Annotated in this window: 24 protein-coding genes; 5 read left to right on the plus strand and 19 right to left on the minus strand. The window is 52.3% G+C overall.

Annotation, left to right across the window (positions count from 1 at the left end):
- Positions 1–10 precede the first annotated feature (10 nt).
- The 17 genes from QUE74_RS21355 to hofM all read right to left on the minus strand — a co-directional run bounded on the left by QUE74_RS21355 (position 11) and on the right by hofM (position 14,912).
- Positions 11–889, minus strand: coding sequence for a phosphotriesterase-related protein (locus tag QUE74_RS21355; protein ID WP_000006969.1), 879 nt, complete (start codon positions 887–889; stop codon positions 11–13).
- Positions 886–2,112 carry a phosphopentomutase gene (locus tag QUE74_RS21360; RefSeq protein WP_000090638.1) on the minus strand — a complete coding sequence of 409 codons (1,227 nt, stop codon included), beginning with the start codon at positions 2,110–2,112 and terminating at the stop codon, positions 886–888. Before QUE74_RS21360 ends, QUE74_RS21355 begins: the two co-directional genes overlap by 4 nt.
- Positions 2,112–3,275: a YhfX family PLP-dependent enzyme gene (locus QUE74_RS21365; RefSeq protein ID WP_000497315.1), complete on the minus strand. Its 1,164-nt coding sequence runs from the start codon at positions 3,273–3,275 to the stop codon at positions 2,112–2,114. The genes QUE74_RS21360 and QUE74_RS21365 overlap by 1 nt, the downstream gene beginning before the upstream one ends.
- A gap of 83 nt (positions 3,276–3,358) precedes the next feature.
- Positions 3,359–3,721, minus strand: coding sequence for a hypothetical protein (locus tag QUE74_RS21370; RefSeq protein ID WP_000450045.1), 363 nt, complete (start codon positions 3,719–3,721; stop codon positions 3,359–3,361).
- A 16-nt stretch (positions 3,722–3,737) separates the two neighbouring features.
- Positions 3,738–4,643 (minus strand): GntR family transcriptional regulator YhfZ, encoded by a 906-nt coding sequence (gene yhfZ / locus QUE74_RS21375; protein WP_001254794.1) that lies wholly within the window; start codon positions 4,641–4,643, stop codon positions 3,738–3,740.
- 160 nt (positions 4,644–4,803) lie between these two features.
- Positions 4,804–5,808 (minus strand): tryptophan--tRNA ligase, encoded by a 1,005-nt coding sequence (gene trpS, locus QUE74_RS21380; RefSeq protein WP_000165543.1) that lies wholly within the window; start codon positions 5,806–5,808, stop codon positions 4,804–4,806.
- The gene (gene gph / locus QUE74_RS21385; RefSeq protein ID WP_001031720.1) at positions 5,801–6,559 is read right to left on the minus strand and encodes a phosphoglycolate phosphatase; all 759 of its coding nucleotides are present in this window, start codon (positions 6,557–6,559) and stop codon (positions 5,801–5,803) included. The genes trpS and gph overlap by 8 nt, the downstream gene beginning before the upstream one ends.
- Complete coding sequence (gene rpe / locus QUE74_RS21390) at positions 6,552–7,229, minus strand: ribulose-phosphate 3-epimerase (protein ID WP_000816280.1); 678 nt, start codon at positions 7,227–7,229, stop codon at positions 6,552–6,554. The genes gph and rpe overlap by 8 nt, the downstream gene beginning before the upstream one ends.
- 17 nt (positions 7,230–7,246) lie before the next feature.
- Positions 7,247–8,083, minus strand: a complete 837-nt coding sequence (gene dam, locus QUE74_RS21395; protein ID WP_000742143.1) for an adenine-specific DNA-methyltransferase — start codon at positions 8,081–8,083, stop codon at positions 7,247–7,249.
- Positions 8,084–8,189: 106 nt separating this feature from the next.
- Positions 8,190–9,467, minus strand: coding sequence for a cell division protein DamX (damX, locus tag QUE74_RS21400; protein WP_000343231.1), 1,278 nt, complete (start codon positions 9,465–9,467; stop codon positions 8,190–8,192).
- A 91-nt stretch (positions 9,468–9,558) separates the two neighbouring features.
- A complete protein-coding gene (gene aroB, locus QUE74_RS21405; RefSeq protein WP_063080522.1) occupies positions 9,559–10,647 on the minus strand; it encodes a 3-dehydroquinate synthase in 1,089 nt (362 codons plus the stop codon).
- A 56-nt stretch (positions 10,648–10,703) separates the two neighbouring features.
- Positions 10,704–11,225 carry a shikimate kinase AroK gene (gene aroK, locus QUE74_RS21410; RefSeq protein ID WP_000818618.1) on the minus strand — a complete coding sequence of 174 codons (522 nt, stop codon included), beginning with the start codon at positions 11,223–11,225 and terminating at the stop codon, positions 10,704–10,706.
- Positions 11,226–11,625: 400 nt separating this feature from the next.
- Positions 11,626–12,864: a DNA uptake porin HofQ gene (gene hofQ / locus QUE74_RS21415; protein ID WP_000815999.1), complete on the minus strand. Its 1,239-nt coding sequence runs from the start codon at positions 12,862–12,864 to the stop codon at positions 11,626–11,628.
- Complete coding sequence (gene hofP, locus QUE74_RS21420; protein ID WP_001264139.1) at positions 12,776–13,180, minus strand: DNA utilization protein HofP; 405 nt, start codon at positions 13,178–13,180, stop codon at positions 12,776–12,778. The genes hofQ and hofP overlap by 89 nt, the downstream gene beginning before the upstream one ends.
- Positions 13,170–13,610 carry a DNA utilization protein HofO gene (hofO, locus tag QUE74_RS21425; protein ID WP_000367369.1) on the minus strand — a complete coding sequence of 147 codons (441 nt, stop codon included), beginning with the start codon at positions 13,608–13,610 and terminating at the stop codon, positions 13,170–13,172. Before hofO ends, hofP begins: the two co-directional genes overlap by 11 nt.
- Positions 13,594–14,133 carry a PilN domain-containing protein gene (locus tag QUE74_RS21430; RefSeq protein ID WP_001069344.1) on the minus strand — a complete coding sequence of 180 codons (540 nt, stop codon included), beginning with the start codon at positions 14,131–14,133 and terminating at the stop codon, positions 13,594–13,596. Before QUE74_RS21430 ends, hofO begins: the two co-directional genes overlap by 17 nt.
- Complete coding sequence (gene hofM / locus QUE74_RS21435; RefSeq protein WP_001354999.1) at positions 14,133–14,912, minus strand: DNA utilization protein HofM; 780 nt, start codon at positions 14,910–14,912, stop codon at positions 14,133–14,135. The genes QUE74_RS21430 and hofM overlap by 1 nt, the downstream gene beginning before the upstream one ends.
- Positions 14,913–15,031: 119 nt before the next feature.
- On the opposite strand from hofM, the gene mrcA reads away from it, so the two are divergent.
- Complete coding sequence (mrcA, locus tag QUE74_RS21440; RefSeq protein WP_001301905.1) at positions 15,032–17,584, plus strand: peptidoglycan glycosyltransferase/peptidoglycan DD-transpeptidase MrcA; 2,553 nt, start codon at positions 15,032–15,034, stop codon at positions 17,582–17,584.
- A 168-nt stretch (positions 17,585–17,752) separates the two neighbouring features.
- On the opposite strand, the gene nudE is transcribed toward mrcA, so the two are convergent.
- Positions 17,753–18,313 (minus strand): ADP compounds hydrolase NudE, encoded by a 561-nt coding sequence (nudE, locus tag QUE74_RS21445; protein ID WP_000045742.1) that lies wholly within the window; start codon positions 18,311–18,313, stop codon positions 17,753–17,755.
- Between the two features lie 319 nt (positions 18,314–18,632).
- Here nudE and igaA point away from each other — a divergent pair, with 319 nt between their 5' ends.
- From igaA to hslO, 4 genes are all read left to right on the plus strand, one after another.
- A complete protein-coding gene (gene igaA, locus QUE74_RS21450; RefSeq protein WP_000104562.1) occupies positions 18,633–20,768 on the plus strand; it encodes an intracellular growth attenuator protein IgaA in 2,136 nt (711 codons plus the stop codon).
- Between the two features lie 64 nt (positions 20,769–20,832).
- The gene (gene yrfG, locus QUE74_RS21455) at positions 20,833–21,501 is read left to right on the plus strand and encodes a GMP/IMP nucleotidase (RefSeq protein WP_001353628.1); all 669 of its coding nucleotides are present in this window, start codon (positions 20,833–20,835) and stop codon (positions 21,499–21,501) included.
- 10 nt (positions 21,502–21,511) lie between these two features.
- Positions 21,512–21,913 carry a ribosome-associated heat shock protein Hsp15 gene (hslR, locus tag QUE74_RS21460; RefSeq protein WP_000660487.1) on the plus strand — a complete coding sequence of 134 codons (402 nt, stop codon included), beginning with the start codon at positions 21,512–21,514 and terminating at the stop codon, positions 21,911–21,913.
- Between the two features lie 24 nt (positions 21,914–21,937).
- On the plus strand, positions 21,938–22,816 hold the full coding sequence (gene hslO, locus QUE74_RS21465) for an Hsp33 family molecular chaperone HslO (protein ID WP_001361008.1): 879 nt from the start codon (positions 21,938–21,940) through the stop codon (positions 22,814–22,816).
- A 134-nt stretch (positions 22,817–22,950) separates the two neighbouring features.
- Here hslO and QUE74_RS21470 read toward each other — a convergent pair whose 3' ends face one another.
- Positions 22,951–24,675 carry a DUF4153 domain-containing protein gene (locus tag QUE74_RS21470; protein WP_000370869.1) on the minus strand — a complete coding sequence of 575 codons (1,725 nt, stop codon included), beginning with the start codon at positions 24,673–24,675 and terminating at the stop codon, positions 22,951–22,953.
- Positions 24,676–24,738: the final 63 nt, after the last annotated feature.

Consider the following 24,738-nt stretch of genomic DNA (forward strand, 5'->3'; position numbering starts at 1 on the left):
GAGTCTGTCCTTATTGGAAAAATTGAGAGGGATTTTCACGTAACATCACATCCACATCGGCCTGACTGAATCCTGACTGGCGCAATTGCGGAATAAAGGTGGTTAATAAATAGTCATAGCCATAACCACCGTTGGCTTTTAAATGAGAGCGGCGCGTAATATCCATCGACAGCATGACGCGGTTCAGCAACCCACGGTCGCGTAGCGCATGAAGCATCACAATGCGCTTTTCGTCCGGGTAGTAACTGTTCTTGCCAATGGTGTCGAACTGTACATAGGCGCCGAGATCGATCATCTTCAAAATGTTGTCGAGGTTGTCTTTCAGATCGCAGTGACCAACGGTGACGCGCGAAAGATCAACTCCGTGGGCTTGCAACAGAGCCAATTGCTCCAGCCCCATCGTGCTGAACGACGTATGCGTGGAGATCGAGCGTCCGGTCTGGTTATGTGCCAGCGCGGCGGCAATAAAAACTTTCTCTTCCAGCGGCGTAATCTTTCCTTCGCTGGAGCCGATCTCCGCGATGATCCCGGCTTTCAGCTCCGTGCCATCGATACCCTGTTCAATTTCATCGACCATCTCCTGCGCCAGTTCCTGCACACTGCGGGTCGCCACATGTTGCGGGAAAAACGCGTCCTGGTAATAACCGGTGCAGGCCACCACGTTGATCCCCGTCTCGTGCATTACATCGAGCATAAATTGTGCATTGCGCCCCATGTAACGGTTGGTCATCTCAATCACATTACGCACCCCCAGTGCCATCAGGTCGTTCATCTCCTGGCAAATGAACGCATACTGATCAAGGCGGCAGTCCACGTTGTTTTTAAAGCCGGAGAGATCAATATGCAGATGCTCATGGGCGAGGGTGAAGCCCGTCGGATCAAAACTCATAGGGTGTCTCCTGCAAACCGGAGGGAGGAAAGAAAAGAGCGACCATTTTGTGGCGGTGGCGCACGGAAAAATTCACACACGGTAGCCCCCACATCAGAAAGCGTGGTGCGCACACCGAGTTGCGTGTGGACCAGCCCTTGCTGATAAACCAGCACTGGCACTACTTCACGGGTATGGTGGCTGTGACCAATGGTCGGATCGTTACCGTGATCCGCCATCACGACCAGGCAATCATCTGGCTGCATCGCCTCAACAAGCCGGACAAGGTTACGGTCAACGACCTGCAAACGTTCGGCATAACGTGCGACGTCTTCTGCGTGACCAGCGAGGTCGGTTTCCTGGATATTGGTGCAAATAAACGCCGTCTGATGCGTGTTAAATTCGTCAAGGGTGACATCCATAATCCGCTGGCTATCCACCAGGTTTTGCCAGCTCACGCCATAAGGATTGCTGACGATATCTGCCACCTTACCCACCAGCACCGTGGGCACGCCCACTTGATGCAGTTGGTGCGGCACCTGCACTTTTTCATCGACGCCGTAGCCCATATGTACGACCTGGAAGCCATTGTCATAAGCGCCAGAACGCGGCGCATTTATGCCAATAAAGCGCCCTTCTTTACTTTCAGCCGCATCGAGAATGCGCTGGCTGTCGGTTAACAGGCCGCCAAATGTAATGACCCGACCGACCGGTACCTGCTCACGCACGATACGACCAATTTTGATTGCGTCGTCAAAAGAGATCGCAGAGAGATTGGCGGTGATGTTATAGACCTGGCCTAAATCCGCCTCGAGGTTATCGCCAATGGCAACCGACTGATTAATCCACAGAAATTGCAACTCTTCGCCACGGCGCTCAACCCGCCAGCCAGCGGTGACTAATGCCTGTTCAACACGGTCAATCACATCGCGAAAGGGCATCCGCAGCGGCGGTAACGGGCGCGTGCCTAAAATTTCCTGATGCCCCATAAAGGTGTCGCCACCTTCATGTTGCAACTCTGCCACGCCCCAGGTTGCGGAGTCTGACGGCTGCATATCGCCTGGCGCATAACCTAATGCGTTGATTAGCCCCATTTTCTCCAGCGTTGGTAGCTGCAAATGCGGCAACTGGCTCAGGATGTGACCACAGGTATTCGCCCCGGCATCCTGTGGGCGCACCAACGTGACATCTTTCATTGCGCCTACGCCAAAGCTATCAATCACTAACACCACAAATCGCGCCATTACGCCTCCAGAGGGTTACCGAGGCTGTCATAACGCCCCACAATTTCTGCCGCGCCGCGCTGAATACCCGATACCAGCACCACATCGCTACGGCTGACAAAAATCTGCGTGCGAAAGCAGAGCACCACAGCACTGCTTACCGAATGCTCGCCTGCCAGCGGCAGGGTGTAGTCGATACTGCTGTCATCTACGGCTTTGAGATATGTTTCAGTAATGCTTTGATTTTCTGGCGTAAACACCAGCGCATGTTGCGCGTGACCACGACGGTAATAACCGCCGCCGTAGCAGTAGCTGTCGCCACGGAAGTGATGGGAAATTTCGCTCAGCCAAAGCATGGCGATACGTTCAGGTTGGTCGCCCTGCTGGTTTGCCGGAATCGTCCCCGTCAGCGCATGGCCGGGTTCGGCATGAGTCACACCGTATTCCGCCAGTAATGGCAGCGAAGTGCAGCTGGTCGCTGAAGGCGCGTTTAATTGCTCAAGTACAACTCCAGACTTCAGAAGTTGGTTACGAGCATTGACCAGCGTCTGGAGGTTCGGTGTTGGCAAAACTTTCCCGGCAGCCTCATCCCATAGCAGGCAAGGGAAATGGGTTAATCCGGCTAAATGTAACCCCGGTAGTTTCTGGATTTCAGCAACCACCTCATGCAGCGAATGCTGTGCAAAACCGCTCTCCTGCCCCGGATAAAGAAAATCATCGTCGCTATAAACTTTGAGCAGCACAGGCTGGACCCGCCCGGCCGTCACCGCTGCCGCAGAAACTTCCCGCGCTTTGTCGAGTGTAAACACGGTGATGACGTCGGTGCCCTGTTCAACGGCGTCAGCAACCTGATGACAAGGGATTTGTACCAGATGCCCCTGATGCGCCACCGGTAAACCTGCGCGGCGCATGATTCGTGCCTCTTTGTAATCCACCGCCACAATGCCGCTGTAACCCAGCGCCAGCAGTTTTTCTGCCAGCCACGGATTACGACCAAACTGCTTGGTCATCAGATACAGTTCAATGCCGTAAAGCCGCGCCGTCTCAATCAGCCGCTTACCGTTTTCCAGTATCTGATCGACGTCGATTACCCAACTGTCCGGGGCGATCTTGCCCTGTTGCCACAATCTTAGTGCGGCGGAAATCAGTGCCGGGTTCTGGCGTTTCAATGCTTCTACAAACATCTTGTTGCCTCGTTTCTGTTCCTTGAATTAAATATTCATTTTTTTGAATATTTAGGTTGTGCGACGTGGATTTGTCGGGAGCCTCAAACCTCTTCGTTAGCAGCCATCCATAATCCATAAAGGTTGGCCAGCAAATAGCCTTCTTCACACGGGTTAACTTCCAGTGCGAATTCCTTCAACAACACCTGATGCAATTGTAAAATGGCTGACCAGTGGCTGGATTGCGCCAGCTCTGCCAGCAATTCGTTATCCAGCGGCTCTATTTCTTCACCACGGCGACTGCGCATCAGTGCGCTCGCCATATGTGTCATCGCCATCATTCCTTGCTCGCTGCGCACTGGCAAATGGCATTCGGTTTCCAGTACCTTGACGACCTGCATCATGCCTTTGCAGATGTCCTTATCAATAACGCCTGCCTCGCAAAGCAGGTTGAGTCTGGTTTCCATTTCAGATGCCTTTCATTTAATAACTGGGTTCCTGTTCCCCACTCACCACTCGTTGTTGATGGGCAAGCAGGGCCTGTTTATCAACCACTGCACGCAGCAGTTGTTGCATTGGGTAATCATCGGCACGCGTTAGTATCACGGCTTCAGTAGCCTGTAAAAATCGCAGATCGTTCGTCAGTGGCATCGCTTCTAATCCCAGCATGGCCAGTTCGCTCTCCGCTACCACATTCCAGATCACCGCATCGACATCGCCTTTAACAATGCGTTGTAAACTCTCGTGATATGAGAGATCGACACGTTCTACATCGCTACTGCCAAAAAAGACATCGGTCATAATTTTCTGATCCGCCGAACGGTTATCCAGCCCCACGCGTTTCACCTTTGCAGACTCCCCTTTACGGCAAATCAACTGATGCTCACCAACGTAGGTATGCGGCCCCAACTCCAGCGCGAGGCATAAGCCTTTTTGCGTGAGATAACTTTCTGCCGCCAGTCGGGAAACCACCGCCATGTCATAGACACCGTTAAGCAAACACTCCACGCGAATATCCGCGCCGCGCATATGCGCATAGTAAAAAGGAATGCCATCAAACTGGGCTTTCAGCCCGCTTGCTAAACCTTCGTACAAGCGGGTATAGGGCAAAGGCATGGCACACACAACGTTATTGATATCCACATGACTCAGCAGCGCTTTGTTATCCATTTCCACCAGATAACTGCCATTGCGCCCACGGCGTTCTATCCGTATCGCTCCGCTTGATTCCAGCGTTTTCAACGCGGCCTGTGTCAGACCAACCGATGAATGGCATTCAGTTGCCAGTTCATCTATGGTTTTCAGTCGATTACCGCACTTTTCACCCAACAAATAACGGGCCAGTGTCGTGATGACGACGCCTTCTTTTTTGATAAACGTTCGACGCATAGTAAATTTTCAATAAAGTGAATATTTATATCTTCATTAAATTGAAGATAAGTGGCAACTGTGAGATATGAAAATGGCGAGGCGCTTCACATTTTTTCGGATTATTGCAAAAAGAGGATAAAAAAACCGGGTTCCCCCGGTTTTTGGCATTAATGTTAAATTACGGCTTCGCCACAAATCCAATCGCTTCGTACACCGCTTTTAGCGTACGAGAAGCGTGTGCACTGGCTTTTTCCGCGCCGTCTTTCATCACCTGTTGCAGGAAGGCTTCATCGTTGCGGAAACGGTGATAACGTTCCTGCAATTCAGTCAGCATACCGGAAACGGCATCAGCCACTTCGCCTTTCAGATGACCATACATCTTGCCTTCGAACTGTTTTTCCAGTTCCGGGATACTCTGGCCAGTTACCGCAGAAAGAATATCCAGCAGGTTGGAAACGCCCGCTTTATTCTGCACATCGTAGCGAACTACCGGCGGCTCGTCGGAGTCAGTGACCGCGCGTTTGATTTTCTTCACTACCGATTTCGGATCTTCCAGCAGGCCGATAACGTTATTGCGGTTATCGTCAGACTTGGACATCTTCTTGGTCGGCTCCAGCAGCGACATTACGCGCGCGCCAGATTTCGGAATAAACGGCTCCGGTACTTTAAAAATATCGCCATACAGCGCGTTAAAACGCTGAGCGATATCGCGGCTCAGTTCCAGGTGCTGTTTCTGGTCTTCACCCACCGGCACCAGATTGGTTTGATACAGTAGAATATCCGCCGCCATCAGCACCGGATAATCAAACAGACCCGCGTTGATATTCTCGGCATAACGCGCAGATTTATCTTTAAACTGCGTCATGCGGCTCAGTTCGCCGAAGTAGGTATAGCAGTTCAGTGCCCAGCCTAACTGCGCATGTTCCGGCACGTGGGACTGAACAAAAATGGTGCTTTTCTCAGGATCGATACCACAAGCCAGATACAACGCCAGCGTATCCAGTGTTGCTTTACGCAGCTTCTGTGCATCCTGGCGCACGGTGATCGCGTGTTGGTCAACGATACAGTAAATGCAATGGTAGTCATCCTGCATGTTTACCCACTGACGCAGCGCACCCATGTAGTTACCAATGGTCAATTCACCTGAGGGCTGTGCGCCACTAAAAACGATGGGCTTAGTCATTTTTCGATTCCTGATTTTCGCTATGCGGAAGCCCTAATGCGGGCAGAAGGTCATTGATAGACTGATAAATTACATCAGGCTGGCTAAGATCGATAGCCTCGCCGTAGTTATATCCGTAGGTTAAGCCAACTGAAGGGCAACCGGCTGCTTTTGCTGCCTGAATATCATTGCGTGAGTCGCCAACAAACAGCATCTGTTGTGGGGCAATGCCCATCCGCTCAGCCACCAGTAACAGTGGGTCCGGATGCGGTTTTTTGTTTTGCACATCATCGCCGCCAATGACCACGCTAAAGTATTTTGCGATATCTAAGGCTTCGAGCAGTGGCGCGACGAACGGCGTCGGTTTGTTGGTGACCAGACCTAGCGGCAGGCCTTTTGCCTGCAATGCGCCAAGCGTATCGGCAACGTGCGGGAACAAAAACGTCCCCTCTTCGGCAACCTCGCCATAGTAGCGATCGAACAGTTTACGCAGAATACGTACCTGTTCTTCTGCCGGAATGTCGTCATCAACGGGCGGTTTACCCATTGTTTTACGCAGAGTCGCACGTTCCTGACGCGCCCAGGTCAATGCACGCTCCATCAGAACATCTGCGCCATTACCAATCCAGGTAATAACGCGTTCTTCACCTGCGACGGGCAACTCCAGCGCATACAGCGCCATATCTACCGCAGCAGCCAGACCAGGAGCACTGTCCACCAGCGTACCATCGAGATCAAAAGCGACGCCGCGAATATCTTCAAACTTATTCATGACTTACCTTTGCCAGTTCACTGCGCATTTCATCAATGACCTTTTTGTAGTCTGGCTGATCGAAAATGGCCGAACCAGCGACGAACATATCGGCACCTGCCGCAGCGATTTCGCCAATGTTGTTCACCTTCACGCCGCCGTCCACTTCCAGTCGAATGTCGAAGCCAGACTCGTCGATACGACGACGTACTTCGCGCAGTTTATCCAGTGTTTGAGGAATGAAAGACTGACCGCCGAAACCAGGGTTGACGGACATCAGCAGGATCACATCCAGCTTATCCATCACGTAATCCAGATAGCTCAGCGGTGTCGCCGGGTTAAATACCAGCCCCGCTTTACAGCCATTTTCTTTAATCAGTTGCAGCGTGCGGTCAACATGCTCGGAGGCTTCTGGATGAAAGGTTATGATGCTGGCACCAGCGGCAGCGAAATCTGGCACAATGCGATCGACCGGTTTCACCATCAGATGCACATCAATAGGGGCAGTAATGCCATAATTACGCAGAGATTTCAGCACCATCGGCCCAATCGTCAGATTGGGAACATAGTGGTTATCCATGACGTCAAAATGCACGACATCAGCGCCAGCTGCCAGGGCTTTTGCGGTATCTTCACCCAGGCGGGCAAAATCAGCCGACAGAATTGAGGGGGCAATCAAATACTGTTTCATCCGCTTCTCCTTGAGAATTATTTTTTCGCGGGTGAAACGACTCCTGGTTTGTACAAAGCCAGCAGTTCGTCCACCTTTTTACGTGTGCCGCCGTTGCTGCTTATACTGCGTCGAACTTTGACGACATGCAATTTTGCGCGCTGATACCACTCACGCGTTAACATCGTATCGTGATTGGAGATCAGCACTGGAATATGGCGCTCAACCAGACCTTCGGCGATCTCCGCCAGATGCGCTTGTTGTTCAAGCGTAAAACTGTTTGTGTGATACGCCGTAAAGTTGGCGGTCGCAGACAGCGGCGCATAAGGCGGATCGCAATAGACGACGGATGCATCATCTGCGCGCGCCATGCTATCGGCGTAAGACTCACAATAGAAAAAGGCATTCTGCGCTTTTTCAGCGAAGTGATACAACTCTGCTTCCGGGAAATAGGGTTTTTTGTAGCGGCCAAACGGCACGTTAAACTCACCGCGCAGATTGTAACGACACAGGCCGTTGTAACCGTAGCGGTTCAAATATAAAAACAGTACCGCCCGACGGAACGGATCCTGGCTTTTGTTGAACTCTTCGCGGAACTGATAGTAAACCTCGGCGCAATTTGTTTCGGGAACAAACAGCTCGCGTGCGGCCTGTACGTACTCATCAGTACGCATCTTCACAATGTTATAGAGACTGATCAGGTCGCTATTGATATCGGCAAGGATATAACGAGAAAAGTCGGTGTTGAGAAACACCGACCCGGCACCTACAAAAGGCTCAACCAGACATTCGCCCTTGGGCAAATGCCGTTTAATATCATCAAGCAGGGGATACTTGCCCCCTGCCCACTTCAAAAAAGCGCGATTTTTCTTCATGCTGACTAACTAATTACACCTTCTCCGGCTGTGGAGAAAGCTCCGACAGCATCCAGCGCTTCAGGCAACTCCCGCGATGATAAACCATTGCGGGAGATAACCTTGATTACTTCAGATCGGCCTGTACCTGACGCAGCGGTTTCGCCCACGGGTTTTTGGCCTGGACATCTGCTGGCAATGTAGATACCGCTTTTTTCGCCTCTTCTTTCGAAGCGTACACGCCAGAAACCAGGACATACCACGGCTGACCATTACGCGTCGTTTCATAGACAACGTAGTTTTTCAGATTCTCTTTCTTCGCCCAACCGTTCAGGTTGTCGTAGTTAGAGGAACTGCTCAGCTGCAGAGTGTAATGGCTGGACGGTGCCGATTTCAACGAACCAACATTACCTGCGGTCTTCCCTCCAGCGGCTGGTGTTGCCGTGGTTTGCGCCGGGGATGCCGTCTGTACTGGAGCCGTAGTTGCGGTCTCTTTTGGTGCTGGCGTAGAGGTCGCAGCCGGTGCCTTCGTGCTCGCCACAGGAGCAGCTGGTTCAGTACGCTTCGGCGTCTGTGCTACCGGCTTCGGTTCCGTTTTCACGGTTGCTTGCGGTTTTTTCGGTTCAATCACCGCCTGCTGGCGAGCTGGACGCGTAGTGGCCGGACGTTCAGCGGTTTGCGTTTTCGCCGTGTCACGCGATGCATTGCCATTGCGAACAGGCGCGACCGTCGCGGGTTCAGTCGGCAACGTGGAATTGACCGCCACATTATTCAACTGTTGCTGATTTTGTGGCTGGGTCAGCGCATTGTTCAGGTCACCCTGCACTTCAACACGTTGTTGACCATCCGTTGCCGCCGGGGTTTGCCCTTGAGTCGGCGTAGAAGAGATCGGCGGCAGAGAAACATCCTGCTGAGTATTTTCCGCAGACGTGGTTCCCGGCGCTGGCTGCACGCCATTCGCCTGATCGGTCGCATTGCCAGCAAGATCAATACTCTTCTCGCCAGACGCGGTTTGATCGCTGGAAGAGGTCGAGGGGGCTTTTAGCGCAGAACCGATACCGATGATCAACAGCAGGAGAACCAGAATGCCGACGCCCATCATCATATACTGACGAGAAGCGGGTTTACTGGCTGCTTTTTTGCGCTTACGCGGACGACGTTCTACGCGCTCTTCATCCACGGTTTCATCTTCGGATTCGTCAATTTCTTCTTCGATTTCCGGTTCCTCATTGCGCTCTTTTTGCGCACGAGTCGGACGGCGATCGTCAGTGTCATCAAGTTCAATATCATCAAAATTGATCTGCGGTTCGCCACGTTCAGTACGCTCAGAAGATTGACGAGAACGACCAGTACGACGATCGCTGGGATCGGGTTTCAGCTCGTCTTCTGGTTTGAATTCATCCATTTAACACCCCACTAAAAGGTTAATGCTTACCACGTTGCAATTAACCTGAAGCTAATAGACCGCTTGATAAGCGGCCTGACCTTTCTTGTTGTTACGCTGATTGACAATCGGCAATGGCGTTAAGAACAAGCTCGTGCGAAACGCCGCTGCGAACTTCACTCTTACCAATTGCCAACGGAAGAATTAAGCGCATCTCTCCCGCAAGGACTTTCTTGTCACGCAGCATATGCGGTAAATACGCTTGCGCGGACATTTCGCGCGGCCCATTGACCGGTAACCCAGCCCGCGTGAGCAGGGTTATAATACGCTGCGTTTCGGCAGAACTGAACTGCCCGAGACGTTCCGACGTCCGCGCCGCCATCACCATACCCGCAGCAACCGCTTCACCATGTAACCAATTGCCATACCCCATTTCAGCTTCAATGGCATGACCAAAGGTGTGTCCCAGATTCAGTAAAGCACGTAACCCGGTTTCGCGCTCGTCGGCAGCGACAACTTCTGCCTTCAGTTCACAACAACGGCGAATACAGTACGCCATTGCCGGACCGTCCAGACGCAACAACGCATCCAGATTCTCTTCCAGCCAGTTGAAAAACGCACCGTCAAGAATAATGCCGTATTTGATGACTTCTGCCAGCCCCGACGCTAACTCACACGGGGGAAGCGTTTTCAGACAGTCGAGATCCACCACCACTGAAGCAGGCTGGTAGAACGCGCCAATCATGTTTTTACCGAGGGGATGGTTGACCGCGGTTTTGCCGCCAACGGAGGAATCGACCTGCGACAGTAACGTCGTCGGGACTTGAATGAAACGTACACCACGCTGATAACTCGCCGCCGCGAAGCCGGTCAGATCGCCCACTACGCCGCCGCCAAGCGCCACCAGCGTAGTATCGCGACCATGAGGCTTTTGTAACAATGCCGTAAAGACGGTATCGAGTACAGCCAGGCTTTTATACTGCTCGCCGTCAGGGAGGATAACGCTATCGACGTTAACACCCGCCTGTTCAAGTACGCCGCGGACCTTATCGAGATACAGAGGAGCCAGGGTTTCGTTGGTGACCAACATAACCTGCTCGCCCGATTTCAGCGGTAAGAATGAAGCTGGTTCATTAAACAAACCAGATGCGATGGTAATTGGGTAACTACGTTCCCCGAGAGTAACGACAATCCTCTCCATAACGCGACATCCACCTTAATTACTGTACCCGCAGACGAGTGTATATAAAGCCAGAATTAGTTGCTTTCCAGCATGTGAATAATCTGGTTTGCAACCACTTTAGCGCTTTGATCATCAGTACGAATGGTCACGTCGGCAATCTCTTCATACAGCGGATTGCGTTCATTGGCCAACGCTTCCAGAACTTCACGCGGCGGTGTTTCAACGTGCAGCAACGGGCGTTTTTTATCACGCTGCGTGCGTGCAAGTTGCTTTTCGATGGTCGTTTCAAGATAAACGACAACGCCACGAGCGGAAAGACGGTTACGCGTTTCGCGGGATTTCACAGAGCCGCCGCCAGTAGCCAGCACAATACCCTGTTTCTCGGTCAACTCATTGATGACCTTTTCTTCGCGATCGCGGAAGCCTTCTTCGCCTTCTAAATCGAAAACCCAGCCCACATCAGCTCCGGTTCGTTTCTCAATCTCTTGATCGGAATCGTAAAATTCCATATTGAGTTGTTGAGCTAACTGGCGCCCAATAGTGCTTTTTCCGGCACCCATAGGCCCAACCAGAAAGATATTGCGTTTCTCTGCCATTTTTTCGGTACTACTAAGACTATTCGTTAATGATAAACCCGCTTCGCTCAGAGAGCGCCGCAGGACATGAACTGAAACCTCATAAGATATTGCGAGAGTCAGACTGAAAATTATCTCAATACTCCAGCGGGTTTGGCAACTGAATAAATCACCCATCCCTCTGCATATCTGGTCGCTGCAAGCGCGCTGCCTTGCTACCACCGCTCTGGCGATAAATCACCGGGTAAGATTAGCGTAAAAAAGACAGCAAAATGCCGCCTGAATGATAAATCATCATCATGGAACGCAGGCAGCGAAGAGCACCAACTCTCAAATCGGTACTCCTTGTATGCTAAATACCTGCGCGCGTCAAATAGATGAAACACGTTCAGCGTAAAAACATTACCGCTTTTACGGCTGTTTACTCACTGGAAACCAGTCGTGGCGTGATAAACACCACTAACTCGCGTCGTTCATCTTCTTTTCCGTCATGACGAAATAATTGCCCGAACCAGGGAATGTCGCCAAGCAACGGTACGCTATCCTGACCCGATTTATTTTTACGGGTAAAAATGCCACCCAGCGCCAACGTTTCTCCGCTTTTGACCTCGACCTGCGTTTCGATCTCCTGCTTATCAATCGCCAGCACTTCGCCATCGGCCTGCTGTAGCACCTGCCCCGGAACGTTCTGGCTGATGTGTAATTTCAGCCGGATGCGACCTTTTTGTAACACCGTGGGCGTAACTTCCATCCCCAGGACGGCCTCTTTAAATTCCACCGACGTCGCGCCACTTTCCCCGCTGGAAACCTGATATGGAATTTCGCTCCCCTGTTTAATGCTGGCAGGCTGAAGATGTGAGGCCAGCAGACGCGGACTGGCGATAATATCCAGCTGCTGTTTTTGTTCGAGCGCGGAAAGCTCAAGATCCAGTAAACGTCCGTTGATGCGTCCAATGTTAAAACCGACATGCGTTGTCGCCGTCGCTACGGAGAGGTCGCTGCCAAGCGTGGTGACTTGCCCAACGCCACCAGCTTGTTGCGCATCAGCCAACGTCCATTTCACGCCTAACTCACGCAAACTTTTTTCATTAATGGTGACAATATGCGCCGACAGCTCAACCTGCCCGACCGGCAGATCCATTTGCGCTACCCACTGTTCAAGCGCGCTTAACGCCGCTTTGTTATCTCGCAGCAAAAGGCGATTGGTGCGTTTATCGACGGTCATACTCCCTTTGGCACTCAGTAGCTTCTCCCCCGCTTTCGCCAGTTCTCCCGCGTCGGCGTATTGCAGGGTTATACTGCGATTTTCCAGCGGCAGATTTGCCTGCGCCCGCGCCTGCTCCGCCTCCTGACGGGCGATATTGTCATTCTGCCAGGCAACGGAATGCACCGAGAGAATGTTGCCCTCCTGACGCGTTATCAGTCCGGCGCTTTTCACTACAGTTTGTAGTGCTTGCTTCCAGGGAACATCTGTTAGATGTAACGACACCGTACCGCTGACGTCTGGCGACACCACCAGGTTCAACTTCTCCTGTTCAGCCAGCGCCTGCAACACCTGAGCTACCGGAACGTCATCCACCATCAGCGTCACTTTTTGCGGCTTTGCCGCCTGTACGCCGGGTATCAGCATCAACAGTAGTGCGGCTATCCATTGCTTCATTTGTATCTCCTTGCCGTTGCCACAACCATTGTGGCGGTTCGCAGTTTGTCCCGGTTCCCAGCGTTAGTGCGTCTGGCGTTAGCTGTAAGATCGTCCAGCCGTTTTCCAGCACATCGTTTTGCTGCACCCGTCGCCATTTTTTTTGCCCATCTTTTATTACACCGATGATGCGCTCGCCTCGCCCTACCATCCCCTGATAGCGCCACTGGCTAAGTTCGCTAATCCGGCATAGATCTTCCGGCGGTTTAAAAGGGTCACGCATACCGGTTAAAAGGCACAATGCAATACCTGCCAACAACCAGCGTTTAACCCTCATGCGGCGTCTCCAGTTGTAGCGTGAACAAAAGGTCATCACCTTCCACGCTTAACGAAAAACGGCTCACGCTGACGTTGCGCTCTGCCAGCCGTGTAAATGCCGACGGCACTGCTTCCCACAGCGTTTTCAACGCCAACTCACCTCCCTGCGCGGATGGATGCCAGTAAACCAGTTGCGCGCCGGATAACTGAAAATCCAGTGGCGAAAAGGGCTGCGTTTTTTCCTCACTGAAGGGAGTGGTGTTTACCAGGCGATACAGTGCGGCCCACTGCTGGTAATGACTTGCCCGTAGTCGAATTAATGCGTCGCTCTCTTCCTGGTGTGTCGATGACAGAAAAATGAGCGTAACTAACATCATCAACCAGAATGCCCAGCAAAGCTGGCGGAGGCGGGGTGATGTGGCGAACCACCAGTCAAAGAGCATGTCCATCGCTAACCTTCCTTGTTAACAGATACTCAAATTGCCAGCGTCCCTGCGCATCCTGCTGCGTGGCCCCCCGCTGATTGAGATGAAAAGAAGCATCCTGGCGGAGTGACGTTTCCAGCGCGTTTAACGCGGTAATGCTTGTTGTTAGCCCCTTGATCTCCAGCGTTCCCTGCTGCCAGCTTATCGTTGTCAGCCAGGCGTGCTCGGGTAAAAGCGCCGCCAGTGCTTCCAGCGCAGATTGCCAGTCACGGGTAAATTGTCGCTGGCGCTGCCTTTGCAAACGCTGCTCACGAATTTGTTGGAGCTCCAGCAAACGTGGTTTCGTTATTTGTAAGCTGTGGGCGAGTTGTTGTTCCGCCTGAAGCAAAACGGCATCTACGCGAGCTTCGGCGTTGCTTGTCAGACGCAATATTAGCGTTATCCCGACGGTCAGCAGCAGAGGCGCAACGAACATCAGCAACCAGAAACGAAGAAAAGCGGTCCGGCGTTGCTGTCGCCAGGGCAAAAAATTAATTGGCGGGTTCATCAGTACGCCTTCCCTAGCGCCAGCCCCAGCGCGATGGCAAAGTCTCCACCTGGCGGCGGTAGCGGCGGCTGACGAACAGAAACCGCCTCCCACGGGTCAAATCCGCCTTCGCCACATAGCGCGACGCTTTCGGGATCAACGGATAACGCTGCCGCCAGCTCCTTCGCGCTAGTCATCCCCACCGCCAGTTTGCGCCCCCAGCTATAGCGCGTCGCCCACAGCCACTGTTCGTTATCACGCCAGGCCAGACATTGCTGATGAGAAGGTAAAAAAGGCAGGAATCGCTGTAATGCACTGGCATCCGGGGTGATCGCACTAACATGAACACGCAACCTTTCTGCCAAAGTAAGCAGCGTTGCCAGCTCTTTGCTTTGCGCGGCAGTCACGTTATAGGCGGGACTGAGTGAGTCTTCGCTGTAATCGAAGCGCAGGGAGTCCGGATCCATATCCAGCTCGCGGGCCATCGTCCCGGACAGCCAGGCCGTTTGCTCCCGCTCACCAAGGGACATCGACGGGCGCGGAAATGACCGCTGTAATGTGCGACTGGCGGGAAACGCCAACATAATGTGATGACGCTGCGGCAGTTCGCGACTCCACGGTAACAACGTTTTAGCCAGCCGCTGTGCATCGACAATCCGCCCATCTTTGATTATGTCGTTCGCCAGCGGCAACCGCCACCAGCGTTGCAAAAAGCATTCTTTTGCGCCCCGCACGATCGCAACCGCCACCGCTTCTTGCTGTTGTAAATGCAAACCAATTTGCCAGATCTTAAATGCCATTGTGATGATCTCCTTATCACCCGTCACTCTGACGGGTATATCAATGCGTCTGGCTTGCCTTTATACTACCGCGCGTTTGTTTATAAACTGCCCAAATGAAACTAAATGGGAAATTTCCAGTGAAGTTCGTAAAGTATTTTTTGATCCTTGCAGTCTGTTGCATTCTGCTGGGAGCAGGCTCGATTTATGGCCTATACCGCTACATCGAGCCACAACTGCCGGATGTGGCGACATTAAAAGATGTTCGCCTGCAAATTCCGATGCAGATTTACAGCGCCGATGGCGAGCTGATTGCTCAATACGGTGAGAAACGTCGTATCCCGGTTACGTTGGATCAAATCCCGCCGGAGATGGTGAAAGCCTTTATCGCGACGGAAGACAGCCGCTTCTACGAGCATCACGGCGTTGACCCGGTGGGGATCTTCCGTGCGGCAAGTGTGGCGCTGTTCTCCGGCCACGCGTCACAAGGGGCGAGTACCATTACCCAGCAGCTGGCGAGAAACTTCTTCCTCAGTCCAGAACGCACGCTGATGCGTAAGATTAAGGAAGTCTTCCTCGCGATTCGCATTGAACAGTTGCTGACGAAAGACGAGATCCTCGAGCTTTATCTGAACAAGATTTACCTCGGTTACCGCGCCTATGGTGTCGGTGCTGCGGCACAAGTCTATTTCGGTAAAACGGTCGACCAACTGACGCTGAACGAAATGGCGGTGATAGCCGGGCTGCCGAAAGCGCCTTCCACCTTTAATCCGCTCTACTCAATGGATCGTGCCGTCGCGCGGCGTAACGTCGTACTGTCGCGGATGCTGGATGAAGGGTATATCACCCAACAACAGTTCGATCAGACACGCACTGAGGCGATTAACGCTAACTATCACGCGCCGGAGATTGCTTTCTCTGCGCCGTACCTGAGCGAAATGGTGCGCCAGGAGATGTATAACCGTTATGGCGAAAGTGCCTATGAAGACGGTTATCGCATTTACACCACCATCACCCGCAAAGTGCAGCAGGCCGCACAGCAGGCGGTACGTAATAACGTGCTGGACTACGACATGCGCCACGGCTATCGCGGCCCGGCAAATGTGCTGTGGAAAGTGGGCGAATCGGCGTGGGATAACAACAAGATTACCGATACGCTGAAGGCGCTGCCGACCTATGGTCCGCTGCTGCCTGCCGCAGTCACCAGCGCCAATCCTCAGGAAGCGACGGCGATGCTGGCGGACGGGTCGACCGTCGCATTGAGTATGGAAGGCGTTCGCTGGGCGCGTCCTTACCGTTCGGATACTCAGCAGGGACCGACGCCGCGTAAAGTGACCGATGTTCTGCAAACGGGTCAGCAAATCTGGGTTCGTCAGGTTGGCGATGCATGGTGGCTGGCACAAGTGCCGGAAGTGAACTCGGCGCTGGTGTCGATCAATCCGCAAAACGGTGCCGTTATGGCGCTGGTCGGTGGCTTTGATTTCAATCAGAGCAAGTTTAACCGCGCCACCCAGGCACTGCGTCAGGTAGGTTCCAACATCAAACCGTTCCTCTACACCGCGGCGATGGATAAAGGTCTGACGCTGGCAAGTATGTTGAACGATGTGCCAATTTCCCGCTGGGATGCAGGTGCCGGTTCTGACTGGCAGCCGAAGAACTCACCACCACAGTATGCCGGTCCAATTCGCTTACGTCAGGGACTGGGCCAGTCGAAAAACGTGGTGATGGTACGCGCAATGCGGGCGATGGGCGTCGACTACGCTGCAGAATATCTGCAACGCTTCGGCTTCCCGGCGCAAAACATTGTCCACACCGAATCGCTGGCGCTGGGTTCAGCGTCCTTCACCCCAATGCAGGTGGCGCGCGGCTACGCGGTAATGGCGAACGGCGGCTTCCTGGTGGACCCGTGGTTTATCAGCAAAATTGAAAACGATCAGGGCGGCGTGATTTTCGAAGCGAAACCGAAAGTAGCCTGCCCGGAATGCGATATTCCGGTGATTTACGGTGATACGCAGAAATCGAACGTGCTGGAAAATAACGATGTTGAAGATGTCGCTATCTCCCGCGAGCAGCAGAATGTTTCTGTACCAATGCCGCAGCTGGAGCAGGCGAATCAGGCGTTAGTCGCGAAGACTGGCGCGCAGGAGTACGCACCGCACGTCATCAACACTCCGCTGGCATTCCTGATTAAGAGTGCTTTGAACACCAATATCTTTGGTGAGCCAGGCTGGCAGGGTACCGGCTGGCGTGCAGGTCGTGATTTGCAGCGTCGCGATATCGGCGGGAAAACCGGTACCACTAACAGTTCGAAAGATGCGTGGTTTTCGGGTTACGGTCCGGGCGTTGTGACCTCGGTCTGGATTGGCTTTGATGATCACCGTCGTAATCTCGGTCATACAACGGCTTCCGGAGCGATTAAAGATCAGATCTCAGGTTACGAAGGCGGTGCCAAGAGTGCCCAGCCTGCATGGGACGCTTATATGAAAGCCGTTCTTGAAGGCGTGCCGGAACAGCCGCTGACGCCGCCGCCGGGTATTGTGACGGTGAATATCGATCGCAGCACCGGGCAGTTAGCTAATGGTGGCAACAGCCGCGAAGAGTATTTCATCGAAGGTACACAGCCGACACAACAGGCGGTGCACGAGGTGGGAACGACCATTATCGATAATGGCGAGGCACAGGAATTGTTCTGATTAAAAAGGCGCTTCGGCGCCTTTTTCTGTTTGCTGACAAAGTGTCACTTTATTTATACCGGATACGGCGTGAACACGTTATCCGTCTGAAAATATCGAGAAAAATCAATATATTGCAGGAGTCTCGCAGGCCTGATAAGCATTGTGCATCAGGCAAACTTCACGCATTTACACTCGCCCCTGCTCCTTCAACCACTCGCGCACGAGGAACAGTGCGCTGACATTACGTGCTTCGTTGAAGTCAGGATCTTCCAGCAAATCCATCATATGCGCCAGCGGCCAGCGCACCTGTGGTAGCGGCTCTGGCTCATCGCCTTCCAGCGATTCCGGGTAGAGATCTTGCGCTACCACGATATTCATTTTGCTGGAAAAGTAAGACGGTGCCATGCTGAGCTTCTTCAAAAAAGTCAGATCGTTCGCACCAAATCCAACCTCTTCTTTTAGCTCGCGGTTAGCGGCTTCGTAGACGCTTTCACCCGGATCAATTAATCCTTTCGAAAAACCTAATTCGTAGGATTCCGTTCCCACTGCGTATTCGCGGATCAGGATCAGGTGATCGTCCACAATCGGCACAATCATCACCGCTTCCCGGTTGGTTGGACGCATTCGTTCATAAACACGCCGCACGCCATTGCTGAACTCCAGATCCACGCTTTCGACGGTAAACAGTCGTGAACGGGCTACAGTTTCAACATTCAGAATGGTGGGTTTTTGTAATGATTTGCTCATCGTGGGATCTATGCTGTGAAATCAGCGGTTATTGTGCGATATCGGACACGCTTTCGGCAATGTGAATTGCATGTTATTTACATTTATGTAACTTATTAAATAATCATCCTCAAATCAAATTAAAAGTCAATAGGTTGAAATAACTCCAGGAATTTGCTGATATTCCGCCTTCAGAGGGTTTGCTATGATCAGCGGTTACTGTGATGTGCTTAATGATGCTCAAGTTAAACTCCACGCTTGCCGATAGCCAACCGCAGAATCATGTATTGTGTCCGGTGCGACTGACCACGCCTGACAGACTAAGTAAGATGGGGAAAGCATGAGCACCATTGTGATTTTTTTAGCTGCTTTGCTGGCCTGCTCACTACTTGCGGGATGGCTGATAAAAGTGCGATCCAGACGGCGTCAGCTGCCTTGGACCAACGCCTTCGCGGATGCGCAAACGCGTAAACTCACACCTGAAGAACGTAGCGCCGTTGAAAATTATCTTGAGAGCCTGACGCAGGTATTACAGGTGCCTGGCCCAACGGGAGCCAGCGCGGCACCGGTCTCTCTGGCGCTGAATGCCGAAAGCAACAACGTCATGATGCTGACACACGCTATCACGCGTTACGGCATCTCTACCGACGATCCGAATAAATGGCGTTACTACCTCGATTCGGTAGAAGTCCACCTGCCCCCTTTCTGGGAGCAGTACATCAACGATGAGAATAGCGTTGAACTGATTCATACCGATTCGCTGCCGCTGGTTATTTCACTAAACGGTCATACGCTGCAGGAGTACATGCAGGAAACTCGCGGCTATGCCTTGCAACCTGTTCCGTCAACACAGGCGTCTATTCGCGGGGAAGAGAGTGAGCAAATCGAGCTACTCAATATTCGCAAAGAAACGCACGAAGAGTATGCGCTAAGTCGTCCGCGCGGGCTGCGCGAAGCGTTGCTGATTGTCGCCTCCTTCCTGATGTTCTTTTTCTGCCTGATTACCCCGGATGTATTTGTTCCGTGGCTGGCAGGCGGCGCGTTACTGCTGCTGGGCGCAGGACTGTGGGGGCTATTCGCGCCCCCGGCAAAATCCTCCCTGCGGGAAATTCATTGTCTGCGCGGTACACCCCGTCGTTGGGGATTGTTTGGCGAAAACGATCAGGAACAGATCAACAATATTTCACTCGGTATTATCGACCTGGTCTATCCCGCACACTGGCAGCCCTACATTGCTCAGGATCTCGGCCAACAAACCGATATCGATATCTATCTCGACCGCCACGTAGTGCGTCAGGGGCGATATCTTTCGCTGCATGATGAAGTAAAAAACTTTCCGTTACAGCACTGGCTGCGCAGTACGATTATCGCTGCGGGCTCGCTACTGGTGCTGTTTATGCTGTTATTCTGGATCCCGCTGGATATGCCGCTGAAATTCACCCTCTCGTGGATGAAAGGCGCGCAGACCATTGAAGCCACCAGCGTGAAACAACTGGCTGACGCTGGCGTGCGGGTTGGCGATACATTGCGTATTAGCGGTACGGGAATGTGTAATATTCGCACTTCCGGTACCTGGAGCGCGAAAACCAACTCACCTTTTTTACCGTTTGACTGCTCGCAGATCATCTGGAATGACGCCCGTTCATTACCATTACCGGAATCTGAACTGGTCAACAAAGCGACGGCATTGACCGAAGCAGTTAACCGCCAGTTACATCCAAAGCCGGAAGATGAATCTCGCGTCAGCGCCTCATTACGTTCAGCAATTCAAAAATCCGGCATGGTATTGCTTGATGATTTTGGCGATATCGTACTGAAGACAGCGGATCTTTGTTCTGCCAAAGATGATTGTGTGCGACTGAAAAATGCGCTGGTCAATCTCGGCAACAGTAAAGACTGGGACGCGCTGGTTAAACGCGCTAACGCCGGGAAACTCGATGGCGTGAATGTGTTATTACGCCCAGTGAGTGCGGAATCGCTGGATAACCTGGTGGCGACCTCCACCGCGCCGTTTATCACGCATGAAACGGCGCGAGCGGCACAATCACTAAACAGTCCGGCCCCCGGCGGATTCCTGATTGTCAGCGACGAAGGCAGCGATTTTGTTGATCAACCCTGGCCTTCAACATCACTTTACGACTACCCGCCGCAAGAACAGTGGAACGCTTTCCAGAAACTGGCGCAAATGCTGATGCATACACCGTTTAACGCCGAAGGCATCGTCACAAAAATCTTCACCGACGCCAATGGTACGCAGCATATAGGCCTTCATCCGATCCCGGATCGTTCCGGCCTGTGGCGCTATCTCAGCACCACACTTTTGCTACTGACGATGCTGGGCAGCACCATCTATAATGGCGTACAGGCATGGCGTCGTTACCAGCGTCATCGCACTCGCATGATGGAGATTCAGGCCTATTATGAAAGCTGCCTGAACCCGCAACTGATCACCCCTTCAGAAAGCCTTATCGAATAACACGTTTGCGCGGCAGGTTATGCTACCCTGTCGCGCAAATTGCTTCACTCTGGAGATTTCCCTCATGCATATCAACATTGCCTGGCAGGACGTAGATACCGTTCTGCTGGATATGGACGGTACGTTGCTCGACCTCGCCTTCGATAACTATTTCTGGCAAAAGCTGGTGCCTGAAACATGGGGGGCGAAAAACGGGGTCACACCACAGGAAGCGATGGACTATATGCGCCAGCAATATCACGACGTGCAGCATACGCTAAACTGGTACTGTCTTGATTACTGGAGTGAGCAACTGGGTCTGGATATCTGTGCGATGACCACTGAGATGGGACCGCGTGCCGTGCTGCGTGAAGATACCATTCCGTTTCTTGAGGCACTGAAAGCCAGTGGTAAGCAACGAATTTTGCTCACCAATGCTCATCCGCATAACCTGGCGGTAAAACTTGAGCATACCGGTCTGGACGCACACCTTGATTTATTACTTTCCACCCACACATTTGGTTATCCGAAAGAGGATCAGCGGTTATGGCATGCGGTGGCCGAAGCTACGGGTCTGAAAGCTGAAAGAACGCTGTTTATTGATGACAGCGAAGCGATTCTCGATGCTGCCGCACAATTTGGTATTCGTTACTGCCTCGGCGTGACTAATCCTGACTCCGGGATTGCCGAGAAACAGTATCAGCACCATCCGTCACTGAATGACTACCGCCGCCTGATCCCCTCGCTAATGTGAAGGAGACGCCATGAAAGAAAAACCTGCTGTTGAGGTTCGACTGGATAAATGGCTATGGGCCGCCCGTTTTTATAAAACCCGCGCGCTGGCCCGCGAAATGATCGAAGGCGGTAAGGTGCACTACAATGGGCAGCGCAGCAAGCCAAGCAAAATCGTCGAGCTGAATGCCACGCTCACTCTGCGCCAGGGAAATGACGAACGAACGGTGATTGTAAAGGCGATTACTGAACAGCGTCGCCCCGCCAGCGAGGCAGTCTTGCTGTATGAAGAGACTGCAGAAAGTGTAGAGAAACGCGAAAAAATGGCGCTGGCACGTAAACTTAATGCCTTAACCATGCCGCACCCGGACCGACGCCCGGACAAAAAAGAGCGCCGCGACCTGTTACGATTTAAACACGGCGACAGTGAATAACTGTCACCTGCAAGAGAGATGATTATGCCGCAACATGACCAATTACATCGCTATCTGTTTGAAAACTTTGCCGTACGCGGCGAACTGGTAACCGTTTCGGAAACCCTGCAACAGATCCTTGAGAATCACGATTATCCGCAGCCCGTTAAAAACGTGCTGGCAGAACTGCTGGTTGCGACCAGCCTGTTAACCGCTACGCTGAAGTTTGATGGTGATATCACCGTACAACTGCAAGGCGACGGACCGATGAATCTGGCGGTTATTAATGGTAACAACAACCAGCAGATGCGCGGTGTGGCGCGCGTGCAGGGCGAAATTCCAGAAAATGCCGACCTGAAAACGCTAGTGGGCAATGGTTACGTAGTGATCACCATTACTCCGAGCAAAGGCGAACGCTATCAGGGCGTGGTGGGTCTGGAAGGTGATACCCTGGCGGCCTGCCTGGAAGATTACTTTATGCGTTCTGAACAGCTGCCGACGCGCCTGTTTATTCGCACCGGCGACGTAGACGGCAAACCGGCTGCAGGCGGTATGTTGTTGCAGGTAATGCCTGCGCAAAATGCCCAGCAGGACGACTTTGACCACCTGGCAACGCTAACCGAAACCATCAAAACCGAAGAACTGCTGACCTTACCGGCAAACGAAGTGTTGTGGCGTTTGTATCACGAAGAAGAGGTGACGGTTTACGATCCGCAGGATGTGGAGTTCAAATGCACCTGTTCGCGTGAACGTTGCGCCGACGCGCTAAAAACGCTGCCGGATGAAGAAGTCGATAGTATCCTGGCGGAAGATGGCGAAATTGACATGCATTGTGATTACTGCGGTAACCACTATCTGTTCAATGCGATGGATATTGCTGAAATCCGCAACAACGCGTCTCCGGCAGATCCGCAAGTTCATTAATGAGTATGTCCGGCAGAGAGTGCTCTGCCGGATTTTACGACGTAATGGCCTGATGCGCTGCGCTTACCAGGCCTACGCAATAATTCGCAAGTTATTGTTGGTAAGATAAAGCGTCGTATCCGATAAAAGCATTGTCATTTGCTTAAGTTTATTTCTAGCGTTTCACCATCTACCGTCAGATCGCGCCACGCTTTCGGCCTCGTCCCCAGCTTTCCATCCTTCGCAGCTGTGAGTAATTTTTCTTTCGTTATTTCGTTCGGAAGTAAACTCATATCAAGCGCGTCCCATTCTTTTCTATCTGAGTCAAAGCCATAGACAATGACTCTGTCATCATTAAAAGCAAACAGGATCCGCTCCGCCTGACCATCACTATTCAGATCTTGCTCGACCAGTACGCAGGCGTCTTTTTCAATACAGGTCATCACGTTATAGCGATCCTGGATTAAGGCCGACCAGAATGCCGTATCCGGTTTGCCAGAGCCTGGGGCAATTAACACATTTTCGGCTAATACTTTTTCCGATACCTGTTCCTGAAGATGTTGCTCTCCATCTAACGTCATCAGCAGATCCCGTGCGCGTTTCGGGTCTTTCATATACTCGGCATCGCTTTTCAGCGACTCAAGCGCCGCACGTCCATAGCGACCGTTCTGTTCGAGCATGTAGAGACTTACCTGATCTGGCGTGTTCTTGCCGCTCTGATAACGTGCCATATGACTGTTCACACTAATGCGCATACTATCCAGCACCGGCGAATTAAGAAGCACCAGTATTACCAACACCAATAACGAAACCGCAAGGTTCACTTTGCCCTGAAGAACAAGAGGGGTTTGCCCTTTACGCCAGACGATACTGACAAAATACCCCAGCGACCATACCAGTAACACCAGCACCGCCAGCGTGCCCTGCAAGCGGTCGACAGTCCAGCCGTACTGAGCGACCCGCAGCCATAACGCCCAGGCGGCGACGAACACATACAGCGGAGCAGCCAGCAGAGCGGTTTTAATCAGGCAACGCAACGGCCCCGTCCAGGGAAGTGACGCTTTTTGCGGATCGCGGACAATAGCCATTAAAATCAATTGCAAAAAGGCCAGCGTCAACAGCAACCCGGCGGCGGAGATGTGGCGAGAAATCGCGCTCAGGCCCGTAAACGGCAGGGTGATGATAAACATCAGGGTTAGCAATGATACTAACGGCAGCAACCCCGTGGCGATTAACGTGAACAACTTTTGAATAGAGTCGATTAAACGTGACTGTGTACGCGCGAGGATCACCGCCAGTGCGGTAACCAGACCTAACGTGAGATAAATAAACCAGTCGGTTGCAAAAAAGAGCGTTTTGAAAAACGTGATGCCAACAAGTTTAAACAACTCGCCCCACAGTAAAAGTACCAGCCACGTCAGGCCATTGGCGAGAAAAATCACCAGTAATATAAGTACGTTATGCCATACTGACTGGTAAAAATAGCGATAGCGGCTACTGTCATTGCGGATGCGAAGGCTTTGTTGTATCCACGGTAGCAACAACATTGCCATCAGCAGCAGATAGCAACCAAAATCCCAAAGCGCCTTTTCAGCTATCCAGGGGTTCATGCCATCAGTTTGCCACTTCAGCCAGCCGCTCATTCCCAGCGTGGCAATAAACACCAGCGCCAGCCATCCCCAAAGGCGCTTCTGTTTAAAGGAGATCACGGAGAAGAGTAAAACGGATGAAAACGCGACGGTCGCAGGCACGCCATAAACAATCCAACTGTGATTTTTTCCGGAAAGCCAGGCGATCAGTAGGTAGCAAACTAGACCCTGAAGTAATCCGGTAGCAATCATCCCCCAGCGTGTTGCGGGTGAAAGTTCAACGTTATCCATGTTAGTTATCCAGAATCAAAAGGTGGATTAATTATCGCATCCGGGCAGTACTATTTTGCTTTT

Origin of the sequence: Escherichia sp. 10290 (assembly GCF_030295155.1) — a bacterium.
Classification (GTDB): Bacteria; Pseudomonadota; Gammaproteobacteria; order Enterobacterales; family Enterobacteriaceae; genus Escherichia; species Escherichia coli_F.

Coding starts and splice junctions, on each gene's coding strand:
- rpe (WP_000816280.1), bottom strand. CDS start 7,229: ATGAAACAGTATTTGATTGCCCCCTCAATTCTGTCGGCTGATTTTGCC.
- yhfZ (WP_001254794.1), bottom strand. CDS start 4,643: ATGCGTCGAACGTTTATCAAAAAAGAAGGCGTCGTCATCACGACACTG.
- aroK (WP_000818618.1), bottom strand. CDS start 11,225: ATGGCAGAGAAACGCAATATCTTTCTGGTTGGGCCTATGGGTGCCGGA.
- nudE (WP_000045742.1), bottom strand. CDS start 18,313: ATGAGCAAATCATTACAAAAACCCACCATTCTGAATGTTGAAACTGTA.
- trpS (WP_000165543.1), bottom strand. CDS start 5,808: ATGACTAAGCCCATCGTTTTTAGTGGCGCACAGCCCTCAGGTGAATTG.
- hofQ (WP_000815999.1), bottom strand. CDS start 12,864: ATGAAGCAATGGATAGCCGCACTACTGTTGATGCTGATACCCGGCGTA.
- hslR (WP_000660487.1), top strand. CDS start 21,512: ATGAAAGAAAAACCTGCTGTTGAGGTTCGACTGGATAAATGGCTATGG.
- dam (WP_000742143.1), bottom strand. CDS start 8,083: ATGAAGAAAAATCGCGCTTTTTTGAAGTGGGCAGGGGGCAAGTATCCC.
- gph (WP_001031720.1), bottom strand. CDS start 6,559: ATGAATAAGTTTGAAGATATTCGCGGCGTCGCTTTTGATCTCGATGGT.
- hofM (WP_001354999.1), bottom strand. CDS start 14,912: ATGGCATTTAAGATCTGGCAAATTGGTTTGCATTTACAACAGCAAGAA.
- QUE74_RS21355 (WP_000006969.1), bottom strand. CDS start 889: ATGAGTTTTGATCCGACGGGCTTCACCCTCGCCCATGAGCATCTGCAT.
- damX (WP_000343231.1), bottom strand. CDS start 9,467: ATGGATGAATTCAAACCAGAAGACGAGCTGAAACCCGATCCCAGCGAT.
- QUE74_RS21370 (WP_000450045.1), bottom strand. CDS start 3,721: ATGGAAACCAGACTCAACCTGCTTTGCGAGGCAGGCGTTATTGATAAG.
- hofP (WP_001264139.1), bottom strand. CDS start 13,180: ATGAGGGTTAAACGCTGGTTGTTGGCAGGTATTGCATTGTGCCTTTTA.
- QUE74_RS21430 (WP_001069344.1), bottom strand. CDS start 14,133: ATGAACCCGCCAATTAATTTTTTGCCCTGGCGACAGCAACGCCGGACC.
- aroB (WP_063080522.1), bottom strand. CDS start 10,647: ATGGAGAGGATTGTCGTTACTCTCGGGGAACGTAGTTACCCAATTACC.
- QUE74_RS21365 (WP_000497315.1), bottom strand. CDS start 3,275: ATGTTTGTAGAAGCATTGAAACGCCAGAACCCGGCACTGATTTCCGCC.
- hslO (WP_001361008.1), top strand. CDS start 21,938: ATGCCGCAACATGACCAATTACATCGCTATCTGTTTGAAAACTTTGCC.
- igaA (WP_000104562.1), top strand. CDS start 18,633: ATGAGCACCATTGTGATTTTTTTAGCTGCTTTGCTGGCCTGCTCACTA.
- QUE74_RS21470 (WP_000370869.1), bottom strand. CDS start 24,675: ATGGATAACGTTGAACTTTCACCCGCAACACGCTGGGGGATGATTGCT.
- QUE74_RS21360 (WP_000090638.1), bottom strand. CDS start 2,112: ATGGCGCGATTTGTGGTGTTAGTGATTGATAGCTTTGGCGTAGGCGCA.
- yrfG (WP_001353628.1), top strand. CDS start 20,833: ATGCATATCAACATTGCCTGGCAGGACGTAGATACCGTTCTGCTGGAT.
- hofO (WP_000367369.1), bottom strand. CDS start 13,610: ATGGACATGCTCTTTGACTGGTGGTTCGCCACATCACCCCGCCTCCGC.